The organism is Geobacillus kaustophilus, assembly GCF_000948285.1.
Lineage (GTDB): Bacteria > Bacillota > Bacilli > Bacillales > Anoxybacillaceae > Geobacillus > Geobacillus thermoleovorans_A.
The window spans coordinates 173,470-196,754 of record NZ_JYBP01000003.1; the positions used below are offsets into that span (position 1 = coordinate 173,470).

Here is a 23,285-nt window from a genome sequence, read left to right on the forward strand (position 1 = left end):
TGGTGCGCTTTTTGCGTCAGGCGGAAATGAGCACGCTGGCAAACTGCTCCAAAAAGCGGCGGTCGATGTCATCGAAGCGGTTTTTCACCGGGCTGTCGATGTCCAGAACGCCGATGACGCGGCCGTCTTTGATGAGCGGCACGACGATTTCCGATTGAGACGCCGCATCGCAGGCGATATGGCCCGGGAATTGGTGAACGTCAGGAACGACCACCGTCCGCCGTTCGACGGCCGCCGTGCCGCACACCCCCTTGCCGAACGGAATGCGTACGCATGCCGGCAAGCCTTGGAACGGGCCAAGCACAAGCTCCTCGCCGTCTGCGAGATAAAACCCGACCCAATTGATGTCGGACAAGAATTGATTGAGCAAGGCCGCCGCGTTCGCCAAGTTGGCGATGAAATTTCGTTCCCCGGAAATGAGCGATTTCAGCTGTTCGATGACGAGCGCGTAATTTTCTTCGCGTGTTCCATTGTAAGCCATGGGTCGAAACATAGAACTAGCCTCCTTTTTCATCATGATTGGAGCAGGATCCCTCACTTCAACATCCAGCAGGATGCAAGCAGGGAAATAGCTGATTCGCCTATTTTATGACGGCTGCGGGCGGCTGTCAATCCGAAAGCGCTTCGGGGTCCATCCTGTCCCGTCCTTGGTGCAGGTCGGCGGCGCGATGGGCGTCGGATCCGTAGACGATCGGGATGCCCCGCCGTCGCGCCTCGGCGATCACGCCGCCCGGCGGATACGGCTCAAGGCAGAGCGGTTTGGCGGCGCCGGCGCCGTTGTAGTCCAATTCATAGCCGAACTGCTTGATGTCATCGAGAATACCGACAATCCACTCATCCATTGGTTCCAAGCAAGGGAAGCGGCGATGGAATTTGCGCACAAGCGTCATATGGCCGATGCGTTTCGGTTTGTAGCGGCCAAGCTCCGTGCAGATCGATTGCCGCACCGTTTCGTAGTAGGCGCGGTGGACGCGTTCGACCGATCCGAACAAGCGGATGATGTCGGCGAACATATCTTCGCTGTAATCAAGGCATACATATTGCCCTTCGTGGGCCAAAAAGTGAACCGATAAAATGCTGTCGTCAAGCAGCGGGCCGACCTCGTCGAGCAGGCGGGTTGTTTCTTCCTCAAAGCCAGGAATAAAATCGACTTCGAGCCCGACACGGATGGCAATGTCATTTCGGTAGCGGGCTTTCACCTCAGCGACGGCGTGCAAATAGCGCTCAAGCTGACTAAGCTTCATCGAACAGTCCTGGTTGGGCGTTGGATCGATAAACCGCTCAGGAAGCGGGGCATGCTCCGTAAAGGAAATGTCTGTATAGCCAAGGCTGATCGCGCGCTCTACATAGGCCTCAAGCGGATCTTGGCTTCCGTGCGGACAAAACGGCGTATGAATATGCCCGTCGCGCATGATCGATTTTCCTCCTTTCTCCCTTAATGCATCATAGCAAAAATCCTGTAAAAAAAAATAAAAATTTTGGTCAAAAAATGTCGTTAAACATGGTATCATAAAAACATTGAAAACCATATCTCTTTTGGCCTTCTTCCGCTTGATTTTTTTATTTGCTGTTTCAGTAGCTTGAGTTTAAGGAGGCGTCAGCGGATGGGGATGGCATGGGTCGTTCTGCTCCTCGGAGCGGGGGCAATCATATACAATCAGATGTATCGAAAGCGGATGTACCGGGAAATCGATCGGCTCGAGGAATGGAAAATCAACTTGATGAACCGGCCGGTGCCGGATGAGCTGGCGAAAGTGAAACAGCTGAATATGAAAGGGGAGACGGAGCAGCTGTTTGAACGATGGCGCCGGCAATGGGACGACATTGTGGCAGTGAAGCTGCCGAATGTGGAAGAACAGCTGTTTGACGCGGAGCAGCTGCTCGACAAATACCGCTACCGGCAGGCGCGCCGGCTGCTTGGGCAAATCGCCGACGGATTGCGTCGTCTTGAGGAAGAAGTGCATGAAATCATTCATGAAGTGAATGAATTGATTGGCAGCGAGGAACAAAGCCGGGCGGAGATCGAGGAGCTGCGTGCGGCTCACCGGGAAGCGAAAAAGACGCTGCTTGCTTACCGTTATACGTTCGGTTCGGCTGCCGACTTGCTTGACGTCCGTTTAACGGAAGCGGAGAAGCAGTTTCAGCGGTTTGCCGAATTGACGGAAGCCGGCAATTATTTGGCGGCGCGCGATGTGGTTCTGACGCTGAAGGAAGAGCTCGGCCGGCTCACAGCTATGATGGAAGAAATTCCGAAACTGCTTGGCGAATGCCAAACATCGCTGCCAGCCCAGCTCGCTGAGTTGGCCGATGGCTATCGAGAGATGGAAGAGCGCGGGTACATCCTTGACCATTTGCACATGGAGCGCACGCTTCAGGAAAAACGGGAAAAAATCGAGCAATGTCTGGCCATGATCCATGAGCTGCGCATCGAAGAAGCGAAGCAAACTGCCGCTGAGCTGAAAGAAGAGATCGACGCGCTCTACGATTTGCTCGAAAACGAAGTGCTCGCGCATCAATATGTGCAAACGGAAATGCCGCGCATCGGCGGCATGCTTCAAGAACTCGCCGCTGAAGCGAAGGAGACCGAGGCGGAGGCGTTGTTCGTCCAGCAAAGCTACCATTTGCCGCCAAGCGACCTTGAAAAATATCGAAGCATCGAAAAGCAGCTGCACCAGCTGCAAAAGCGGTTTTTTCTCATTCAAGACCGAGTTGCCGAGGCGAAAACAGCGTATTCGCTCCTGAAAGAGGAGCTTGAGCAGCTTGTGTCCCAAATCGACCTCATGAAGGAAGAGCATGAACAGTTTCGAACGATGCTGCAGACGCTGCGCAAAGACGAATTGATCGCCCGCGAAAAGCTTGACGCGATGCGAAAAACATTGGCCGAGGCGCTCCGCCTTGTGCAAAAGAGCCGGCTGCCGGGGCTGCCTGAACCGTATTCGCTCGAACTGGCGGAAGCGAGACGCAGCTTGCAGGCCGTTGCCGCGCGCCTTGAAGAAAAGCCGCTTGACATGCAGGCCGTCGACCAAGCGTTGGAGGAGGCGAAAGCGGCGGTGGAACGGCTTTATGAACGCACGGTGGGGATGATTGAACAGGCGATGCTGGCGGAGCGGACGATTCAATACGGCAACCGCTACCGCCGCCGCTACCCGTCCGTGCGCAAACGGCTCGAAGAAGCGGAATCGTTGTTCCGGCATTACGATTATGAAGAGGCGCTCCGCGAGGCCGTGGCGGCGGTCGAGGAGGTCGAACCGGGCGCGTTTGATCGCGTGCAGCAGCTATGGCAAGAGAACGATGACCGGAAGCGGTGAGGAATCAACCCGATAAATGTCGGTTCAGCCGATATTTGTCGGGTTTTTGGTGAATAATGTAGGTGGCAGTGTTGGCTGGATGAATGAGGACACGGCTTTTTTAGGGGATGATGCAAGCCGTCGTGTGTCTTCGTTGCCGATTGGCGTCTGTTTTGGGTAAGATGGACGATGGACAGCGATATTTTGCCGACAATGAGCGGAGGATGGAAGCGATGATCTATCTTGACAACAGTGCGACGACCAAACCATTTCCCGAGGTGGTCGATTCGTTCGTCGCCGTCGCCACGAACTATTTTGCCAATCCGTCGTCGCTCCATGGGCTGGGCATGAAATCGGAGCGGCTTTTGGCGCAGGCGCGTGAACAAATCGCCGCCATGCTGCGCGTGAAGCCGAATGAAATCGTTTTTACCTCCGGCGGAACGGAGGCGAACAATTTCGCCATCAAAGGGGTCGCCTGGGAATACAAGCAGCGAGGCCGGCACATCATTACGACGAAAATCGAGCATCCGTCTGTCGTGGAACCGTGCCGCCAGCTTGAGGAGCTTGGTTTTGAGGTGACGTACTTGCCGGTCGACCACGAAGGAAGGGTATCGGTTGAGCAAGTGGAACGCGCTCTGCGCGACGATACGATTCTCGTGTCGGTCATGCACGTCAATAACGAAGTTGGCACGGTGCAGCCGATCGAAGAAATCGGCGCCCTCTTGGCCCGCTATCCGAAAACATTGTTTCACGTCGATCGGGTGCAAGGGATCAGCAAAGTGCCGCTCGACTTGAAGCAAGCAGGCGTTGATTTATGCACGATATCGGCGCATAAATTTCACGGGCTGCGCGGCGCCGGGGTGCTTTACGTGCGTGAAGGAGTCCGATTGGCTCCCTTGATTGCCGGCGGCGGGCAGGAGCGGCAGCTTCGGTCCGGAACGGAAAACGTCGCTGCCATCGTCGCGATGGCAAAGGCGCTTCGCTTGGCCATGGAGCGGTATGATCGGGACATCGACCGGCTTCAAGCATTGAAAGACGAGTGGCTCGAAGCGCTTGCGGCGATTCCGGATATCGAGATCAACACGCCGCGCGATGGCGCCGCTCCTCATATCATCAACTTTTCGTTAAAGCGCGGCGTGAAGCCGGAAGTGTTTGTTCACGAGCTGGAGAAAAGCGGAATCTACGTGTCGACGACGTCAGCCTGTTCATCGAAAAAGAAGGCGCCGAGCAAGACGCTTTTGGCCATGGGGCTTGGCGAAGACCGCGCCGAGCGCGGCATTCGCATCAGCTTGTCGTTTGACAACAGCCGGGAAGAAATCGCGCCCGCAGTGGCAGCGATCAAGCAGGCGATCAAAACATTAAGCGAGGTAACGGAATAAGATGATGAAGTATGACCGCATTTTGATTCGCTACGGAGAAATGACGACGAAAGGAAAAAATCGGAACATCTTCGTCCGGCGTCTTAAAAACAACATTGCCCGCAAACTGCAGGCGTTCGAGCGGATTCAGATTGAATATATGCGCGACCGAATGTACATTTTATTAAACGGCGAGCCGCATGAACCGATCATCGAAAAGCTGAAAACCGTCTTTGGCATTCATTCGTTCAGCTTGGCGATGAAGTGCGAAAACGATCTCGACGCCATTAAGGAAACTGCGCTCGCCGCCGTCCGTCAGCTCCCATACAAAGGAAAAACGTTTAAAGTGAGCGCCCGCCGCGTCGACAAACAGTTTCCGCATCGAAGCGACGAGCTGAACTACGAGGTGGGGGCGCACATTTTGCGGCAGACGGACGGGCTTACGGTCAACGTGCGCGAGCCGGATATTGACGTGCGCATTGAAGTGCGTCAAGACGGGACATATGTCACGTGCCGCGACATTTTCGGCGCCGGCGGCCTGCCGGTCGGAACGAGCGGCAAGGCGATGCTCATGCTCTCAGGCGGCATTGACAGCCCGGTTGCTGGTTATTTGTCGATGAAGCGCGGCTTGGAAATCGAGGCCGTCCACTTTTTCAGCCCCCCGTTTACAAGCGAACGGGCAAAGCAAAAAGTGATTGACCTCGTGCGCAAACTGACGACATACGGCGGGAGAATCAAGCTTCACATCGTGCCGTTTACCGAAGTGCAGCAAGTTATTTACCAAAGGATTCCAAACGAGTACTCGTTGATTTCGACTCGGCGGGCGATGCTGAAGATCACCGACGCGTTGCGCCGCCGCCAGCGGGCGTTGGCGATTGTCACAGGTGAAAGCCTCGGCCAAGTCGCGAGCCAGACGCTTGAGAGCATGTACGTCATCAATGAGGTGACAAATACCCCGATTTTGCGCCCGCTTGTTTCGATGGATAAACTTGAAATTATCGAGTTGGCGAAGCAAATCGGCACGCATGATATTTCCATTCTTCCTTATGAAGACTGTTGCACCATTTTTACGCCAAGAGCGCCGAAAACGAAACCGAAAAAAGAAAAAGTGCTCCATTATGAGAGCCAGCTCGACCTCGCTCCGCTTCTGGAAAAGGCAGTCAATGACACAGAAACGCTCGTCATTGATGAAGAAACAGGACAGGGCGATGAGTTTGCCGAGCTGTTTTGAATCTCAAAATTTACCAAAAACCATCGCTGCATATCGCCATCTGTTTTCACACATTCTATAGGTACAAGGAGGTGAAAACAGATGGCACGCAACAATACGAATCAACTGCTCGTTCCGGGTGCGCAGCAAGCGCTGGAGCAAATGAAATATGAGATCGCCCAAGAATTTGGCGTGAGCTTAGGCGCTGACACGACTTCACGCGCCAACGGTTCGGTCGGCGGCGAGATCACGAAACGTCTCGTAGCCATGGCTCAGCAACAATTGGGCGGCGCACGCCAATTCTAATTTCATACCGAATGGCTTGCGCGGCGGGGGGCATCCCCCGCCGCTTTCAATATGGAAAAACGGTATTCAAAATAGAGCGACTATTTTGTATAATAGAGATGCCGACCGCGGCGAAACAAGACAAAGGGGGAGAGGAACGATGAGACGGGAAGATTTGATTGCTCCCGAGCGCTACAATTTGACATCGGAAATAGAACGGCATGCGGCCGCTGACCCGGATCGGATCGCGTTGAAATGGGAGAGCGAGCAAGGCGAAACGAAAGAGATTACATACGGCCGTTTGATGGCGCGCGCCAACCGAATTGGAAACGCTTTCTTGTCGCACGGGCTCGAAAAAGGCGATAAAGTGCTCGTCATGATGCCGCGCCTCATTGAAACATACGAAGTGTATATAGGGGCGCTCAAAGCCGGGCTTGTCGTCATCCCGAGCTCGGAGATGCTGCGGACGAAAGATTTGCAATACCGGCTCGTCCATAGCGAAGCGAAAGCGATCGTCGCGTATGCGCCGTATACGGACGAATTTGCGCCGATTGACGGCATCGACCATTTGACGAAGTTCGTCATCGGGGAGCCCCGGGATGGATGGATTCGGCTTGAAGATGCCATGGCGAACGAAAGCGAAACGCTTGAGGCGGCCGACACGTCGCGCGATGATATGGCGTTTTTGTCGTACACATCCGGCACGACCGGCAATCCAAAAGGTGTCGTTCATTGCCATGGCTGGGCGTACGCCCACTTGCGCACGGCGGCGAAAAACTGGCTGTGCATTGAAGAAGGCGATCTCGTTTGGGCGACGGCCGGGCCGGGATGGCAAAAATGGATTTGGAGCCCATTTTTATCGGTGCTCGGTTCAGGGGCGACCGGGTTCGTCTACTACGGCCGCTTTGAGCCGGAAATATATTTGCATCTATTGGAAAAATACAACATCAATGTGCTTTGCTGCACACCGACCGAGTATCGTTTGATGGCGAAAGTGCCGGACATCGGCCGCTACAATTTATCCCATTTGCACAGCGCCGTGTCCGCCGGCGAGCCGCTCAACCGCGAAGTGATCGACACGTTCGCCAAGCATTTCGGCGTCGAAGTGCGCGACGGCTACGGCCAGACAGAAAACACGCTGCTTGTCGGCGTCATGAAAGGAATGCCCATCAAGCCAGGTTCGATGGGGAAACCGACGCCAGGCAACCGCGTTGAAATTATCGATGAAAACGGCGAGCCGTGCCCGCCCGGACAAGTCGGCGACATCGCCGTCCATATCGAAACGCCGGCGCTGTTTAAATATTATTATAAAGATCCGGAGCGGACAGCGATGCAGTTCCGCGGCGACTACTACATTACGGGAGACAAAGCGCGCAAAGACGAAGACGGCTATTTCTGGTTTGAAGGCCGCGGGGATGACATCATCATCAGCGCCGGCTATACGATCGGCCCGTTTGAAGTCGAAGACGCGCTTGTCAAGCACCCAGCCGTCAAAGAGTGCGCCGTCGTCGCCAGTCCGGATGAAGTGCGCGGCCATGTCGTCAAAGCGTTCGTCGTGCTGCGCGACGGGGTCGACAAAGACGATCCGTCTCTGATTCCGGCCCTGCAAGAACATGTGAAACAGTTGACGGCGCCATACAAATACCCGCGCAAAATCGAGTTTGTCGACGATTTGCCGAAAACGGCGTCCGGAAAAATCCGCCGCGTCGAGCTGCGCGAGCGGGAAGCCCGCCTTGCCGGACGGTCGTCGTAAGCAGAAAGAGCCGGTTGGGCTGGCCGCTGCCGGAAGGGGAGCGATGTCCATGCGGCGACCAAACAAGAGGGTGTCTCGTTGCGAGACACCCTCTTGCCGCATGCGCGTCGAACGGATTCGCCATTTTCGATCCGGTGTTTCGCCGGGAGAACAGACACATGCTTCACAAAAAGACGCGTTTCACTTTATCCCAGAACGAATTGTCTTTCAAGCGCACCGTTTTGACCACCCGGTCGCTTAAACGAATGTCAATCCGCTCAATATGCTGGATGCTGAGCGCTTCATTGTCGAGGCCGATAATCGGAAAATGGCTTGTTTCCTCCGACATTTTCAGCGTCAACGTCCGCGAACCGCTCAAAATGAACGGCGAACCGAGCGTCCGGTAGCGGTTGCTGTTGAGCGAGGCGAGCTCGCTCACCTGAAAGCAAGGCAAGAGCGGATCGACGACCGCCCCGTGCACCGATTTATTGTAGCCGGTGCTGCCGGTCGGCGTCGACACGATGATCCCGTCGCCGCGGAACGTCTCGAAATGCAAGTCGTCGATGAAAACATCGATCGCCATCGTTTTAATGATTTGCGAGCGGATCGAACATTCGTTTAAGCAGAAAAACGAAGCCGCGCCGTCGATCGTCACTTCGATGATTGGGTAGCGCCGCACTTCGAGTTTCCAATTTTTCGCCGCTTCCACCATATGATCGATGTCGTCAATATGGAAATCGCAGTAAAACCCGCGCGCCGGCAAGACAGACACGCCGACGTACAAACGGTCAGGAAGAAATCCCGTCTGCCGCACCGCCTGCAAAAACGCGCCGTCATCTCCGATGCTGACGATGATGTTCGCTTCCCGATAGTCGTCGACGACCACAAACGGACCGCGCTCTGCCAGCTCCATGAGCGGCTTCACCCGTTCGATGAGCTCGTCGTCGCGCTTATAAAAAAAATAAAGACGGTTGCGTTCCATATCCATTTTTTTCGTCCTCCCGATGGCATCATCTAATCAATCGATGTACAATGAATATTGTACCACGTTTGCCAGGATTCTAAAAATATGGGCAGCCGATGCAGGGGGGAAGACGATGAATCGAAAACGATGGACCGCGTTGGCCATCGCCGCTGCTTTGTTCGTAATCTCGGTGCTTGTTCAAGCGGTCGGCGTTCTTTTGTCCGACAAGGCCGGCGGCTGGTCGGAAAGCTGGCTGGCGCTCATGGAGTCGCCATTTACCGAAGAAGTCATCGCCGAGGGCGATCCGTTGAAAAAAATCGCTGTGTTGGAAGTGAACGGCGTCATTCAAGATGCGGGGGAAGCGGAGTCGTTTCTTTCCTCATCACAGTATAACCACCAAACGTTTTTGCAAATGATCCAACAGGCGAAAGAGGATCGAGATGTCAAAGCCATCATCTTGCGCATCAATTCGCCGGGCGGCGGTGTCGCGGAAAGCGCGGAAATTTACGATCAGCTGATGAAGCTGAAAAAGAAGACGAACAAGCCGATTTACGTATCGATGGGAGCGATGGCGGCTTCGGGCGGCTACTATATCGCTGCGGCCGGCGATAAAATTTTCGCCAGCCCGGAGACGATCACCGGCTCGATCGGCGTCATCATGCAAAGCGTCAACTATGAAGGGCTGGCGAAGAAGTACGGCGTCGAGCTTGTCACGATCAAAAGCGGGCCGTACAAAGACATCATGAATCCGGCGCGCAAAATGACCGAGGCGGAACGGGAGATTTTGCAGCGGCTGATCAATGATTCGTATGATGCGTTTGTTGATGTGGTAGCCAAAGGGAGAAAGCTTCCGGAAGACACGGTGCGCAAGCTGGCGGACGGCCGCATTTATGACGGACGCCAAGCGAAGTCGCTCCGCCTTGTCGACGAGTTCGGCTACTTGGATGACGCCATCGCCGCACTCAAAAAAGAACACCATTTAACCGGCGCCCAAGTCGTGAAATACGTAAACGATGCGCCGTGGAGCTCGCTCTTTGAGATGGTGTCGAACCGGATGAAGCCGGACAGCGAGGCGGCTGCGCTCATCCGCCTGTTGTCGCGCCCATCCTCGCCGCGGCTTATGTATTTATACGCCGAATAAAGGAGTGGAAACATGACGGACATGCAAATAACGGTGCCGCCGGCGGACGATTTTCCGCCGGCTGGGCGCCCCCTCTGCTACGGCGGCTTTTGGCTTCGTTTTTGGGCGTATTGCCTTGACATCATCGTTGTCTCGAGCCTCAACCGGCTCATCGTTTGGCCGCTTTTCCGCCTGTTCGATTGGCCGCTTGCGCGGAACGGTTTGTTCGCGCCAGCGGCGGTCGCGGCCGCCGTCGTCTTTTATGCTTATTTCGTGTTGATGACGAAATGGTTTGGGCAGACGCTTGGCAAAATGGTGTTCGGCTTAAAAGTGGTCGATGAGCGCGGCGAGCCGCTCACCTGGCTCACTGTGCTGTTTCGCGAAGTCATCGGCAAATTCATCGCGAAAAAATTGCTGTTCATCGGTTTTTTGTTTGTTGCGTTTTCCGAAAAGAAAAAAGGGATGCATGACCAGTTCGCCGATACGATCGTCGTCCGCGAGTAACAATCCGCCTGCATTAAGAACAGACCGTCAACCAATGTCCGCCTGCCGAAACGGCAGGTTTATTTTTTTTCCAAATGGCGACAATGTATGATGAAAGGGAGGGCGGACATTGAAAGCAGTCATCGCGGTCATCGCAACGGTTGTTCTTTTGCTTCTTCTCGTCGCCTGGATAAAAGTATCGGTGACGGTCGTGTTTCGCCATATGAAAGACGACGATGAATGCAAAATCGTGGTGCGCACGCTGTTTGGCCTCCTCCGCTACACCGTCCGCATTCCGCTCATCAAGCTGGACATGGATTCAGATGCGCCGGGGGTGGCGTTTCTCCAGAAAAAAGGCATGGGGGGGACGCGCGGAAAGGAGGAAAAGAAAGGGAAATTGACCGTAAAAAAAATCGCCGACCTGTTTCGAGAGCTGAAGCGGTTTCTCGAGCAAGTCGCCGACTTGCATGAAATTATGAAACAATTTTACCGTCACGTGACGATTATGCAATGGGAATGGAAGACGACGATTGGCACTGGCGACGCAGCATCGACCGGCTTGCTCGCAGGGCTTGGCTGGTCGTTGAAATACATGATCATCGGCGCGGCGAGCCGCTATATGAACATGAAAACAACGCCCGTTGTCGCCATCGTTCCGGCCTACGATCGGGCCGCTTCGGAAACGGCGTTTTTATGTATGATTCAGTTTCGAATCGGGCATGCTATGGTAGCAGGATTGCGAGTGGTCAAACATTGGCGCGGACGGCGGCTGCCAAAGCGAAAACCGTTGGCGGCCAAGCAGGCAAATGAAGGCTACTAGGAGGAATGACGATGACGAACCATCCGATTCAAGGGCTGATGACAACAGCGATGGAAAACTTAAAACAAATGATCGACGTCAATACGATTATCGGCGACCCGGTGGAGACGCCTGACGGCAGCGTCATTTTGACCGTCTCGAAAGTCGGGTTCGGGTTTGCCGCGGGTGGCAGCGAGTTTATGCTGGACGGCCAACAAAACGGCCAAGGAGCGCAACCCGGCGGGAACGGGCAGGCTCAAGGCCATGGGCATCCGTTTGGCGGCGGCAGCGGCGGGGGCGTCTCGATTACGCCGATTGCGTTTCTCGTCGTCAACTCGTCCGGGGTGAAGCTGCTCCATTTGGACGAAAGCACGCACTTATACGAAAAAATTCTTGATGTCGCGCCGCAGGCGTTCGAGAAGATTCAGGCGATGCTGAAGAAAAATAAGAAAGACGGCGCGGCATCCGAAACAGCGAACGACTTTGATATTTAGCCGGACCGTTTGCGTCCGGCGTTTTTCTGTCAGCTGGCGCGGACGGACAAAATCGTTGAAAAATTTCCTTCCGCATTTTACTATGGAAATAGTACATATTTTTTCCGAAGGGGGAGAGAACCCATGGCCCATGTGACGTTTAAAGGGCAGCCAGTGACGCTTGTCGGCAACGAAGTGAAAGTCGGCGACAAAGCGCCGGATTTCACCGTGCTTGATCAAAACTTGCAGGAAGTGACGCTCGCGGATACGAAAGGGCGCGTCCGTCTGATCAGCGTCGTTCCGTCGCTTGACACCGGTGTGTGCGACGCGCAAACGCGCCGGTTCAACGAAGAAGCGGCGAAGCTCGACAACGTCAAGGTGCTGACGATCAGCGTCGACTTGCCGTTCGCGCAAAAGCGGTGGTGCGGCGCCGCCGGCATCGAGAACGTGCAAGTGTTGTCCGACCATCGCGATGTCTCGTTCGGACAGGCATACGGCGTCTTGATCAAAGAACTGCGCTTGCTTGCCCGCGCCGTGTTTGTCATCGACAGCAACGACACGGTGACGTATGTCGAATACGTGCCGGAAGTGACGAACCACCCGAACTACGAAGCGGCGATTGAAGCGGCGAAAGCGGCGAAATAACGATGAGCGGCGGACATCCGCCTGCATAGGTTGCACGCTTTGATCACAGCGGCCCCGACTCGTTCGGGGTCGTTTCGTTTCCGCCGCCCTTTCTTGCCCGTGAAGCCAAGCGGGCGTACAATAAGGATCAGGGGAGCGGCTAGAAAGGAGGGAAGCCTTGACATGATGACGCCGGTCGAACGAATGTTTACGGTTTTGGACGAAACAGCCGAGATTTTGCAAGAAGAATTGCAATGCACGTATTTGGAGGCCGTCGCGGAGACGGGGGAGAATTTGTTCCATGGCGACGTGCTGCAAAGCGAAGTGAGCGAGCTGAACGCGAAACGGCTGAAAAAGCAGTATCGCGAACTGATGCTGGAACGGTTTCAAAACGAAGAGATCCGCAAGGCGTTTCAGCTTGCGGTGTTAAAAGGGATGCGCAAACACGTCCAGCCGCATCATCAAATGACCCCGGATGCGGTCAGTTTGTTTTTGGCCTATTTAGTCCGCGAGTTTACGCGCTCGCATTTGGCGCTGACGATCCTCGATCCGGCCGTCGGCACGGCGAATTTATTGACGGCGGTGTTAAATGGCCTTCGTGGAAAACAGGCGGCTAGCTACGGCAGCGATGTCGACGATTTGCTTGTCAAATTGGCCTATGTCAACGCGAACTTGCAAAAGCATCCGGTGCAGCTGTTTAACCAAGACAGCCTAAGGCCGCTGTTTGTCGAGCCGGTTGACGTCGTCGTCTGCGATTTGCCGGTCGGCTATTACCCGGATGAGGACAATGCCGCCCGCTTCGCCTTAAAAGCGAAGGAAGGGCGGTCGTATGCCCACCATTTGTTCATCGAGCAAAGCTTGCGCTATACAAAAGAGGGCGGCTACTTGTTTTTCCTCATCCCGAATACGCTGTTCTCGAGCCCGCAGGCGGGGCAGCTGAACGAATTTTTAAAAGAAGCGGCCATCGTCCAAGGAGTCTTGCAGCTGCCGCTGTCGATGTTTAAAAATGATCAGGCGGCCAAAAGCGTGTTTATTTTGCAAAAGAAAGGACCGAATGTCAAAAAGCCAAAACACGTGCTGCTTGTTGAGCTTCCTCGTTTTTCAAACAAGTCGGCGATGCAGGCGATGATGGCGAAAATCGACGCCTGGATCGCCGAAGAAAAAGAACGTTGACGAAAGGGCGTCCCACACAGCGGGACGCCCTTTTTTAATTATTGCATCGATGCCGCCAAGCCCTTTCGCCAAATGGGATGCCGCCTTTTTCTCCTCCCCTTGCGCTCACGCGTGGAAGTGGGGGCTTCTTGGCTCAAGATGGTCAATGTTGTTCTTTTCTTCATCGAAGAATCGCTGTTTTTCACCTTCCTTTTTGGCCAGCGCCGTTTGTATTTTTCACAACATAAAAACTTTTTTTTGCAACCGGTTGCGAAACAAGGCCGCGCTTGAAACGCGGAAACGGGAGGAATACAATGAAAAAGGCATAGTGAAACGGCGCCCAATCGCGCACACTAACGGTAAGCGCGAGCGGATTTTTGGCAAAAAAGGAGCTGTATGTTCGATGGCGAAAGTGCTAGCCATTAATGCGGGAAGTTCCTCGTTGAAATTTCAGCTGTTTGAGATGCCGGCGGAAACGGTGTTGGCCAAAGGGGTCGTCGAACGGATCGGCTTTGACGATGCGATCTTCACCATCGTCGTGAACGGCGAAAAGCATCAAGAAGTGACGGCCATTCCGGATCATGCTGCCGCCGTCAAAATGTTGCTTGATAAGCTCATTCGCTACGGCGTTATCCGTTCGTTTGACGAAATTGACGGCATTGGCCACCGCGTCGTTCACGGCGGGGAGAAGTTCAGCGATTCGGTGCTCATCACCGAGGACGTCATCAAGCAAATTGAAGAAGTGTCCGAGCTCGCCCCGCTCCATAACCCGGCCAACCTCGTCGGCATTCGGGCGTTTCAGGAAGTGCTGCCGGACGTGCCGGCGGTGGCGGTGTTTGACACGGCGTTCCACCAAACGATGCCGGAACAGTCGTTTTTATACAGCTTGCCGTATGAGTATTACACGAAGTTCGGCATCCGCAAGTACGGCTTCCACGGCACGTCGCACAAATACGTCACCCAGCGGGCGGCGGAGCTTCTCGGCCGGCCGATCGAACAGCTGCGCCTCATCTCGTGCCATTTAGGCAACGGAGCGAGCATCGCAGCGGTCGAGGGCGGCAAGTCGATCGACACTTCCATGGGCTTTACGCCGTTAGCCGGCGTGGCGATGGGGACGCGCTCCGGCAACATCGACCCGGCGCTCATCCCGTACATTATGGAAAAAACGGGAATGACCGCCGATGAAGTGATTGAAGTGCTGAACAAAAAGAGCGGCATGCTCGGTCTGTCGGGCATCTCGAGCGATTTGCGCGACTTGGAAAAGGTGGCAGCCGAAGGAAATGAGCGCGCGGAACTCGCGCTTGAAGTGTTTGCGAATCGCATTCATAAATACATCGGCTCATACGCGGCACGCATGTGCGGCGTTGATGCCATCATTTTCACGGCCGGCATCGGCGAAAACAGCGAAGTCGTGCGCGCCAAAGTGCTGCGCGGCCTCGAGTTCATGGGGGTGTACTGGGATCCTATTCTAAACAAAGTGCGCGGCAAAGAAGCGTTCATCAGCTACCCGCACTCGCCGGTCAAAGTGCTCGTCATCCCGACCAATGAAGAGTTGATGATCGCCCGCGACGTCATGCGGCTGGCGAATTTGGAAACGACAAGCCAAAGAGCTTCATGAAGCAACGAGTAAAAGGCTGTTCCAAAAGATCAAAACACGATCTTTTGCGAACAGCCTTTTTTCTTTGGCAAGCCGGACAGAAAGCGATGAGAAAAGGAAAGGCGGCTAGGATGGCAGGGCGAACATTGCGTCCCTCTCCCCGTCAAAACTCGGAATTGTGAGTAGAGGTGCTTTCCTTTATGGTAAGGAGAGAGAACGGAAGAAAAAGGGGGGGATGACTGTGCCGGTTTTCCGCGATACGGATCATTTGTACCGCGTCATCGGCGAATTTATGATGATTCCGGCGCGCGAACGGACATGGGAGGAGCTTCGCTCATGGTGGGGGAGCCATCCGTCCTATCAAGAACACGGAGATGAATTGGCGCAAATCAACCGGATTGGAACCGATATCAGCCGCTCCCGCATCGCCGTTGTGTTTGCCATTACCCATCCGGAAGCGATCATCAGCATTGACGCGAAACAGGAGAAGGAGACGGAGAAATACACAGTCCTTCTCGGCAAAGAAATCACGCGCCCCGATGTTCGCATTGAAACGAGCGGCGATGTTGCGCACCAATTTTGGGGGGGAAACATTCAGCTTCCGTTCGCCCTTCTGACAGGGAAAATGAAGGCGAAAGGTTCGAAAATGAAGGCGTTGCAGCTTGTGCCGCGCATCGTGCCTGCTTTCCCTCTTTATTGGCGGTATTTGGAGCTGATCGGGGAGAAAGATTTGCTTCGCGCGTTGCGGCGTTAGGAGGGAGGAACGTCGGGGGCACAGCCATAACGATGAGGAAAAATTCCGAAAAAGGTCGGGATGGATGATTGTTTGAAAGCGTTTTATAGTAAAAGTGCACAACAAAAATTCTGATCATTCTAAATAGTCAGGAGGTACAATGATGCCTAGTGTCAAAGAAGTGTTTGCGCTGATCGATCAACAATTGAAAGAAGACATTTCCAGAGCTGAAGGGATTGTTGCCGTGTACCAGTTCAATTTAAGCGGCGCTGATGCAGGGGTGTACCAAGTCGTTCTTCGCCCTGATGCCGGCTTTGTCATCGAGGGGGAGCAAGAGACGCCGGATTGCACGCTCAGCATGGACAGCGAAGATTTTAAAAAAATGGTGAACGGCGAGCTCAACGGAACGGAAGCGTTTATGAGCGGGCGGCTCCGCATTGACGGAGATATGGGGTTGGCGCTGCGGCTTCAAGAAGTGTTGGGGGCTTATAACAGCGCTAAACAGTGAACGGACGGCTGCCGGCCGAGACTTCCGGCAGGGGGAGCCCCGGCCGGCGGAATTTGGGTAAAGGGGACAGGAAAATGGACTTGCGGGCGATTTGGAAGAACAATATGGAGCAATACGGCGCGTATCCGGTGCTCATCTTTGAAGGGCGGGAATATACGAATGTCGACTGCGATGCCCGTTCCTCTCAGTTGGCTCATGTTTTGATCGAACTTGGGGTCAAGCCGGGCGATCGCGTTGTTGTAACGATGCCGAACAGCCCGGAAGCCGTCGTCGCCTTCAGCGGCGTCTTGAAGGCAGGGGCGGTTGTCGTGCCGGTGCTGCCGCTGCTGCAGGCGCAAGAGCTTCGCTACATTTTCAAAGACTGCGAACCGAAAGTCGTGCTGACGGCGGAAATGCTGTGGACAAAGGTGAAAGACGCCGCCCATGAGCTGCCGTCTCCGCCGGTGATTGTGACGCTGGATGACGCCGCTTCACCGCGTTCTTTGCGGACGCGAATGGAGCAGGCTCCAACCAGCATGCCGCAGGTGGCGATCAGCGAACACGATCCGGCCGCCTTGCTTTACACTTCGGGAACGACCGGCCAGCCGAAAGGGGTCGTGCTGACGCACCGCAACTTGTACACGAACGCCGAAGCTGCGGCCGAGATGGCGAAGCGGCTGCCAACCGAATATGACCGCGTCGGGCTCGGGGTGTTGCCGATCTCGCACGCGTTTGGCTTTACGATGATGAACGTCGCGCTGTTATTGGGCGATCGCGTCGTTCTTTTGCCGTATTTCGAGCCGAAAAAAGTGCTGGAGACGATCGAACGGTATCGTGTGACGCATACGGCGATGGTGCCGGCGATGTTCCACGCGTTATGCCATTACCCGGATGCCGACCGATACGATACATCGAGTCTGGCGGCTTGCGTGTCCGGCTCAGCGTCGCTCCCGCCTTCGCTCGCTAGTCAGTTTCAGCGCAAGTTCGGCTGCTTGATTTTGGAAGGGTACGGATTGTCTGAGGCAGCGCCGATCGTGACGGCGACCGATCCGACGAAGCCGATCAAGCCGGGGTCGGTCGGGCTGCCGCTGCCCGGCGTCAAGGTGGCGGTCGTTGATGAGAATGGCAACCGCCTGCCGCCAAATGAAGTTGGGGAGCTGATCGTCTCCGGTCCGAACGTGTTTCAAGGCTATTACGGAAAAGAAGAAGAGACTCGCCAGGCGTTGCGCGGCGGATGGCTGTACACCGGCGATATGGCGCTCATCGATGAAGATGGGTATGTGTTTATTGTCGACCGGAAAAAAGACGTCATCATCCGCGGCGGATTCAATATTTACCCACGCGATATCGAGGAATTGCTCATGTCTCACCCCGATGTGCTTGAAGCCGGCGTCGTCGGCGTCCCTTCGCCGAAAATGGGAGAAGAAGTCGCCGCGTATGTCGTCGTAAGGCGCGGGGCCCAAGTGAACGAAGAGGAGCTGATCGAGTTTTGCCAAAAGCGGGTGGCGAAATACAAAAGCCCGCGCTTCTTGAAAAAGGTCGGCTATTTGCCGAAAAACATGATCGGCAAAGTGGACAAAAAGAAGCTGCGTGAATGGGCCAGCGAGTTTATTTCCGCTGTTCAATCGTAAAGGAAAAGGAGAGGGACAAGGTGATTTCGTTTCAACCGACTGAAGAAGAACAGGCGTTTTTTCAAGTCGCCCGCAGCCTTGCCGTCGAGAAAATTCGCCCGGCTGCGAGGGAGTGCGAGAAGCGCCGGACCGTTTCAGCTGACTTGATTGCCCGGGTGGACGAACTCGGCTTGTCGGCGCTCGAGCTCCCGGAATCGTGGGGAGGCCTGGAACTGCCGCTTCTGTCGCAAGCGCTCATTTGGCAAGGGCTCAGCTACGGCGATTTGGGCGTCGTTCAAGGGCTTCCGGGGGCTGGGGAGGCATCATCCCTTTTTCGCCTCTCTTCTGAACACCGCGTATGGCATCGGTATCGGGAAATGGCGAAAGGAGGAAGGCCGACCGTCGCGTGGATCGATGAAGCAGGACAAAAGGAACCGCTGAAGCAAGCGATTCGCGTGCGCCGGCGCGGCAGCGGATATATTGTGGACGGGGTGTCGTCTCCAGTCCGCTTGGCGTCAAAAGCCGACTGGGCGGTCATCGCCGCTAGGGACGAAGAAGAGGAAACGGTATTGCTCGCCTTTGATGAGCGAGCATGGGAGATCGAAGAAGGAGACATCAGGCTTGGGCTGCTTACTTCCGGCATCGCGCGCCTTCGGTTTGCGGAAGTGTACGCCGGTCCGGAACAACTCGTTGCCCGCGGCTCGGAAGCGGAAACATTGCTTCACCGCGTACGCGCGCGAAATCAAGTCATCGAAGCGGCGAAGGAAGTGGGCTTGATGGAGGCGGCGCTCGATTACGCGGTCGAATATACGGCTGGAAGAAAAGCGTTCGACCAAGAGATCGCCAAGTTCCAAGGGGTGTCGTTTACGATCGCAGAGATGGCGTTTGCCTGCCGCGGGGCGAAACTGCTTGTATGGCAAGCGGCTGCTGCGGTTGACCGAGGGGATGAACAGGCGGACGGCTGCGCCTGGAGCGCGTTGTCCCGGGCCCATCGTTCGCTGCGCTACGTCACCGATCAGGCCGTGCAAATGCTCGGCGGGCACGGGTACGTGCAAGAATATCCAGTCGAAAAATGGATGCGCGACGCCCAGGCGCAAGTGATGCTGTACGGCCGGGAAACGGACTGGCTCATCCGCCGCGGCGAACAGCTGCTGGGCAAACGGAAAGAGAGGGTGGCGCCATGATTTCCTTTGAATTCTCGCCGCAGCAAAAACAAATCAAAGAGCTCGTCCATTGGTTCGCCAAACATGAAATGCGCCCGATTGCGCTTGAGGCCGACCGGCTCGGACGGGTGCCGGACGAATGGCTCAAGAAAGTCAACAAAATGGGCATTCAGCTGAATACGTCCTCGTTCAGCGGGGGGCGTCCGCTGTCTCATTCGGAAGGGAAAAAAGAGAAAAAAGAACGCGAAGGCAACCGCGTGGCGGTCATCGCCGCCGAGGAGCTTGCGTGGGGCTGCCCGGGCATTGCTCTGTCCCTTCCCGGCCCCGGCCTTGGCGGACCGCCGATTCAATCGAGCGGCACGCCGGAGCAGAAGCAGCGGTTTTTGTCCATTTTCACGAAGGAGGAGCCGCGCTGGGGAGCTTACGCGCTGACGGAGCCCGAAGCCGGCTCGGACGCGTCCGGCATCCGCACGACGGCGAGGAAAGTCGATGGCGGTTATATCTTAAACGGGCAAAAAATTTTCATCACGAACGGCGCCCGCGCTTCCTGGGTCGTCGTGTTCGCCACCGTCGATCCGACACTCGGGCGCGCCGGTCACCGGGCATTTGTCGTCGAAAAAGGGACGCCAGGCTTCAGTGCGACGCGCGTCGTTCATAAGATGGGCCTGCGCGCCAACGAAACCGCGGAGCTCTTGTTCGAAGACTGCTTTGTTCCCGATGAACATTTGCTTGGCGGTGAAGAGCTGTATAGCGCAAACGCGAATCAACCGTCCGGCTTCCGAGTGGCGATGAAAACGTTTGACAGCACACGCCCGATCGTCGCTGCCATGGCCGTCGGCATCGCCCGCGCCGCCTATGAATATACGCTTGACATCGTTCGCAGCGAATACCCGAAACAAGGACGGTTGTACTATGAAGCAGCCGCCCTGCTTGCCGAGGCGGAGCAAGAAATCAATGCGGCGCGTCTTTTAACATGGGAAGCGGCGTGGAAAGCCGACATCGGCGAGCCGAATGCGATGGAAGCGGCTGTCTGCAAGGCAGTAGCCGGCAACATGGCGCTTCATGTATGTGCGATGTGTCTCGAGCTGCTCGGACCAGTCGGCCTTGACGGACATTTGGTCGAGAAATTGTACCGCGATGTGAAAGTGTTTGACATTTTCGAAGGCACGCAGCAAATCCAGCGACTTGTCACAGCAAGACGGTTGTATGCGCCATACGGCGTGCACGTATAGAAGAGCGAGGCGGCGACCCAAACATCTCCGCTCGCGGTGGAGAGCGATGATCATTTGTGAAGTTTGCCGGTTCGATTGAACGAAAGGGGGAATTCCGATGCCTTATGAAACGTTGCGCATAGAGCGGCGAAACAAAGGAGTCGCTTGGGTGATGATCCACAACCCGCCGGCGAACGCCATTAGCGAGCGATTAATGGAAGAATTGGAGAAAGCGGCCGATGAATTGGAAGCCGACCGCGGAGTGCGCGTTGTCGTCATCGCGTCGGCCCATCCGAAAACGTTTCTCGCCGGCGCTGATTTAAAGGACATGATTCAGCGAGGAACCCAGTTTGCCGGCAATGAAGCGGGCATCGCCGAACAAAGCGCCCGCATGCAGCGCTGTTTCGACCGCTTCGCGACGATGCCGAAGCCGGTCATCGCGGCCATCAACGGCTATGCGCTCGGCGGCGGCTGTGAATTGGCCCTGGCGTGCGATTTCCGCATCATGGGCGGCGGCAAAATCGGCCTGACAGAAGTCTCGCTCGGCCTCATTCCCGGCGCGGGCGGCACGCAGCGGTTGACGCGCCTCGTCGGGCGGGCGAAAGCGACGGAACTCATTTTTCTTGCCAGACGGCTTGACCCGCAAGAAGCGCTCGAACTCGGCCTTGTTCATCGCGTCACGCCCCCGGAGCGGTTGGAAGAAGAGGCGTCGGCGTTTGCCGAGCAACTGTCAGAAGGGGCCGTGCGGGCGATGGGGCTCGCCAAGCGGGCCATCTATGCGGCCGAAGGGCTTCCAGAAGACGGATTTGGCATCGAAGCGGCGTCATTTGCGGCAACGTTTAAGACAGGAGAGCCGGCGATTGGGCTGGCGGCGTTTTTCCAAAAGAAACAACCGCAATTTTTACGTTAAACGGAGGGATCACCGATGTCGTCATGGGCGGAACTGCTGAAAGGAAAAGTGGCGGTCGTCACCGGCGCCTCACGCGGCCTCGGGCGCGCGGATGCCTTGGCGCTTGCCGAAGCGGGAGCGGATGTCGTCATTACCGATATTTTGCTCGAATCGGATGAAGAAAGCAAACAGACGGCGCAAAAATATGGGCCGCTCTCACAAGTGATGCAGAGTACAAAAGTGGTGTACGCCGAAAAGACAGCGGAAGACATTCGCGCCATGGGGCGGCGGGCGCTGGCTCTCAAAATGGACGTCACCGACCGCGAGCAAGTGAAAGAAGTGTTTGCCCGCGTCAAGGAAGAGTTTGGTTCCATTGACATTCTCGTCAACAACGCCGGCACGCTCGACCACGTTTCGCAAATCGAAAAGCAAAACGATGAGTTTTGGGAGCGCGATTTGCGGGTGAACCTGACCGGCACGTACAACTGTACAAAAGCGGTATGGCCGTATATGAAAGAACAAAGATGGGGGCGGATCATCAACATGTCGTCCGTCGCCGGGACGCTTGGCGGCTTTGGCCAGGCGAGCTATTCGGCCACGAAAGGAGCGGTGTTGAGCTTTACGAAAAGCATGGCGCTTGAGGGGGCGCGCTACGGCATCACCGTCAACGCCATCGTGCCGGGCATCATCAATACAGAAGCGTTCCGCATGGGCAATCCGAAAATGAACGAGCGGATGATCCAGCGCACGGCGTTCCGCCGCCCGGGCGAACCGGAAGACGTCGCCAACGCCATCGTGTTCCTTTGCTCGGATAAAGCGAAATACATTACTGGGATCGGGTTGAACGTATCAGGCGGCATTGAATTGTTTACGTTTTGACGAAACGGCCGCTGCGTTTTGAGGCGTGCCATCGGAGGAGATTCGATTTTCACAAAGAACAGGAGGAGCGGCATGAGGGAAGTGGTGATTGTTGACGCCGTGCGCACGGCGATCGGCAAGAAAAAAGGGGCGCTCTCAAGCGTCCATCCGGTCGATTTGCTTGTTCCGGTGCTGCGGGCGCTTGTCGACCGAAATGGGCTGGATGCCGGCCTGGTGGAAGATGTCATCGTCGGCTGTGTGACGATGACCGGAGAGCAAGGGGGCAACATCGCCCGCCAAGCGGTGCTCGCCGCCGGATTTCCGGTCGGAGTGCCGGCGTTTTCCTTAAACCGGATGTGCGGCTCGAGTCAGCAGGCCATCCATAGCGCGGCGCAAGCGATTTTGGCTGGCGACATCGACATCGCCATCGCCGCCGGGGTCGAAAGCATGACGCGCGTTCCGATGGGAAGCGACATGGGGCGGTTCAGCCGCCAGCTGACAAGTCGGTACAACATCGTGCCGCAAGGGATTTCTGCGGAGATGATCGCGAAAAAATGGGGATTGTCGCGGGAAGAGCTTGATGCGTTTTCCTTGCAAAGCCATGAAAAAGCGGCGGCGGCAACCGACCGCGGGATGTTTGAGCGGGAAATCATTCCGCTTGACGTGCCGGGCGAGGAGGGGACGGTGTCCTTCACCCGCGACGAAGGGATTCGGCGCGACACCTCGCTCGAAAAGTTAGCAGCGTTAACGCCATCATTTCAGCCAAAAGGCGGTGTCATCACGGCCGGCAACTCAAGCCAAGTGAGCGACGGAGCGGCGGGCGTGCTGCTCATGTCGGCAGAAAAAGCCCGGCAGCTCGGTTTGCGACCGAGAGCCCGCATCGTCGCCCGCGCGGTCGTCGGCGAAGATCCGATTCTGATGCTCACGGGCGTCATCCCGGCCACGCGCCGCGTGCTCGAAAAAACGGGACTGCGCCTTGAGCAAATCGATGTCATCGAAATCAATGAAGCGTTCGCTTCGGTCGTGAAGGCGTGGGAGCGGGAGCTCGAGCCGGATATGGCAAAAGTCAATCCGCGCGGCGGAGCGATCGCCCTCGGACACCCGCTCGGCGCGAGCGGCGCCCGGCTGATGACAACGCTGCTCCATGAGCTTGAGGACATGGACGGGAAATACGGATTGCAAGTGATGTGCATCGGCTTTGGCATGGCGACAGCCACGATCATCGAGCGGCTGTAAGCAGAAAGGAGGAA

23 protein-coding genes are annotated in these 23,285 nt (G+C 55.9%); 20 read left to right on the forward strand and 3 right to left on the reverse strand.

Translation table 11 applies throughout. The features are described from left to right. Positions 1–16 precede the first annotated feature (16 nt). Positions 17–493, reverse strand: coding sequence for a GAF domain-containing protein (locus tag LG52_RS01395; protein WP_044730557.1), 477 nt, complete (start codon positions 491–493; stop codon positions 17–19). 115 nt (positions 494–608) lie between these two features. Beyond that, positions 609–1,412, reverse strand: coding sequence for a histidinol-phosphatase HisJ (gene hisJ, locus LG52_RS01400; protein ID WP_044733045.1), 804 nt, complete (start codon positions 1,410–1,412; stop codon positions 609–611). Positions 1,413–1,604: 192 nt separating this feature from the next. On the opposite strand from hisJ, the gene ezrA reads away from it, so the two are divergent. From ezrA to mbcS, 5 genes are all read left to right on the forward strand, one after another. Beyond that, positions 1,605–3,308, forward strand: coding sequence for a septation ring formation regulator EzrA (gene ezrA, locus LG52_RS01405; RefSeq protein ID WP_044730558.1), 1,704 nt, complete (start codon positions 1,605–1,607; stop codon positions 3,306–3,308). 212 nt (positions 3,309–3,520) lie between these two features. Next, positions 3,521–4,666: a cysteine desulfurase family protein gene (locus LG52_RS01410; RefSeq protein WP_044733046.1), complete on the forward strand. Its 1,146-nt coding sequence runs from the start codon at positions 3,521–3,523 to the stop codon at positions 4,664–4,666. Positions 4,667–4,670: 4 nt separating this feature from the next. After that, entirely contained in the window at positions 4,671–5,876 is a 1,206-nt protein-coding gene (thiI, locus tag LG52_RS01415; protein WP_044733047.1) for a tRNA uracil 4-sulfurtransferase ThiI, read from the forward strand. Positions 5,877–5,957: 81 nt separating this feature from the next. After that, the gene (locus LG52_RS01420; RefSeq protein ID WP_044730559.1) at positions 5,958–6,161 is read left to right on the forward strand and encodes an alpha/beta-type small acid-soluble spore protein; all 204 of its coding nucleotides are present in this window, start codon (positions 5,958–5,960) and stop codon (positions 6,159–6,161) included. 139 nt (positions 6,162–6,300) lie between these two features. Next, positions 6,301–7,893 carry an acyl-CoA synthetase MbcS gene (gene mbcS, locus LG52_RS01425; RefSeq protein ID WP_044730560.1) on the forward strand — a complete coding sequence of 531 codons (1,593 nt, stop codon included), beginning with the start codon at positions 6,301–6,303 and terminating at the stop codon, positions 7,891–7,893. Between the two features lie 163 nt (positions 7,894–8,056). Here the strand turns inward: mbcS and LG52_RS01430 are convergent, their stop codons facing one another. Continuing rightward, positions 8,057–8,860, reverse strand: a complete 804-nt coding sequence (locus LG52_RS01430) for an NAD kinase (RefSeq protein WP_044730561.1) — start codon at positions 8,858–8,860, stop codon at positions 8,057–8,059. Positions 8,861–8,969: 109 nt separating this feature from the next. On the opposite strand from LG52_RS01430, the gene sppA reads away from it, so the two are divergent. The 15 genes from sppA (at position 8,970) to LG52_RS01505 (ending at position 23,271) form a co-directional block, all read left to right on the forward strand. Beyond that, positions 8,970–9,977 (forward strand): signal peptide peptidase SppA, encoded by a 1,008-nt coding sequence (gene sppA, locus LG52_RS01435; RefSeq protein WP_044730562.1) that lies wholly within the window; start codon positions 8,970–8,972, stop codon positions 9,975–9,977. Positions 9,978–9,989: 12 nt separating this feature from the next. Beyond that, a complete protein-coding gene (locus tag LG52_RS01440) occupies positions 9,990–10,460 on the forward strand; it encodes an RDD family protein (protein WP_044730563.1) in 471 nt (156 codons plus the stop codon). 109 nt (positions 10,461–10,569) lie between these two features. Then, the gene (locus LG52_RS01445; protein ID WP_044730564.1) at positions 10,570–11,259 is read left to right on the forward strand and encodes a DUF2953 domain-containing protein; all 690 of its coding nucleotides are present in this window, start codon (positions 10,570–10,572) and stop codon (positions 11,257–11,259) included. An 11-nt stretch (positions 11,260–11,270) separates the two neighbouring features. Beyond that, positions 11,271–11,732 carry a GerW family sporulation protein gene (ytfJ, locus tag LG52_RS01450; RefSeq protein WP_044730565.1) on the forward strand — a complete coding sequence of 154 codons (462 nt, stop codon included), beginning with the start codon at positions 11,271–11,273 and terminating at the stop codon, positions 11,730–11,732. A 123-nt stretch (positions 11,733–11,855) separates the two neighbouring features. Continuing rightward, the gene (gene tpx, locus LG52_RS01455; protein ID WP_044730566.1) at positions 11,856–12,356 is read left to right on the forward strand and encodes a thiol peroxidase; all 501 of its coding nucleotides are present in this window, start codon (positions 11,856–11,858) and stop codon (positions 12,354–12,356) included. 162 nt (positions 12,357–12,518) lie between these two features. Continuing rightward, a complete protein-coding gene (locus tag LG52_RS01460) occupies positions 12,519–13,508 on the forward strand; it encodes a class I SAM-dependent methyltransferase (protein WP_044730567.1) in 990 nt (329 codons plus the stop codon). Positions 13,509–13,890: 382 nt separating this feature from the next. Continuing rightward, positions 13,891–15,105, forward strand: coding sequence for an acetate kinase (locus tag LG52_RS01465; protein WP_044730568.1), 1,215 nt, complete (start codon positions 13,891–13,893; stop codon positions 15,103–15,105). Positions 15,106–15,319: 214 nt separating this feature from the next. Further along, complete coding sequence (locus LG52_RS01470; RefSeq protein ID WP_419761065.1) at positions 15,320–15,838, forward strand: hypothetical protein; 519 nt, start codon at positions 15,320–15,322, stop codon at positions 15,836–15,838. 142 nt (positions 15,839–15,980) lie between these two features. Then, positions 15,981–16,325 (forward strand): SCP2 sterol-binding domain-containing protein, encoded by a 345-nt coding sequence (locus tag LG52_RS01475; protein ID WP_044730570.1) that lies wholly within the window; start codon positions 15,981–15,983, stop codon positions 16,323–16,325. A gap of 74 nt (positions 16,326–16,399) precedes the next feature. Then, a complete protein-coding gene (locus LG52_RS01480; protein WP_044730571.1) occupies positions 16,400–17,935 on the forward strand; it encodes a class I adenylate-forming enzyme family protein in 1,536 nt (511 codons plus the stop codon). A gap of 20 nt (positions 17,936–17,955) precedes the next feature. Further along, positions 17,956–19,098, forward strand: coding sequence for an acyl-CoA dehydrogenase family protein (locus tag LG52_RS01485; protein ID WP_044730572.1), 1,143 nt, complete (start codon positions 17,956–17,958; stop codon positions 19,096–19,098). Continuing rightward, positions 19,095–20,309 carry an acyl-CoA dehydrogenase family protein gene (locus LG52_RS01490; protein WP_044730573.1) on the forward strand — a complete coding sequence of 405 codons (1,215 nt, stop codon included), beginning with the start codon at positions 19,095–19,097 and terminating at the stop codon, positions 20,307–20,309. The genes LG52_RS01485 and LG52_RS01490 overlap by 4 nt, the downstream gene beginning before the upstream one ends. 97 nt (positions 20,310–20,406) lie before the next feature. Then, on the forward strand, positions 20,407–21,198 hold the full coding sequence (locus LG52_RS01495; protein ID WP_011232253.1) for an enoyl-CoA hydratase/isomerase family protein: 792 nt from the start codon (positions 20,407–20,409) through the stop codon (positions 21,196–21,198). Between the two features lie 15 nt (positions 21,199–21,213). After that, a complete protein-coding gene (locus LG52_RS01500) occupies positions 21,214–22,056 on the forward strand; it encodes an SDR family NAD(P)-dependent oxidoreductase (RefSeq protein WP_044730574.1) in 843 nt (280 codons plus the stop codon). Positions 22,057–22,128: 72 nt separating this feature from the next. Beyond that, positions 22,129–23,271, forward strand: a complete 1,143-nt coding sequence (locus LG52_RS01505) for a thiolase family protein (protein ID WP_023633825.1) — start codon at positions 22,129–22,131, stop codon at positions 23,269–23,271. The last annotated feature ends 14 nt before the right edge of the window (positions 23,272–23,285 follow it).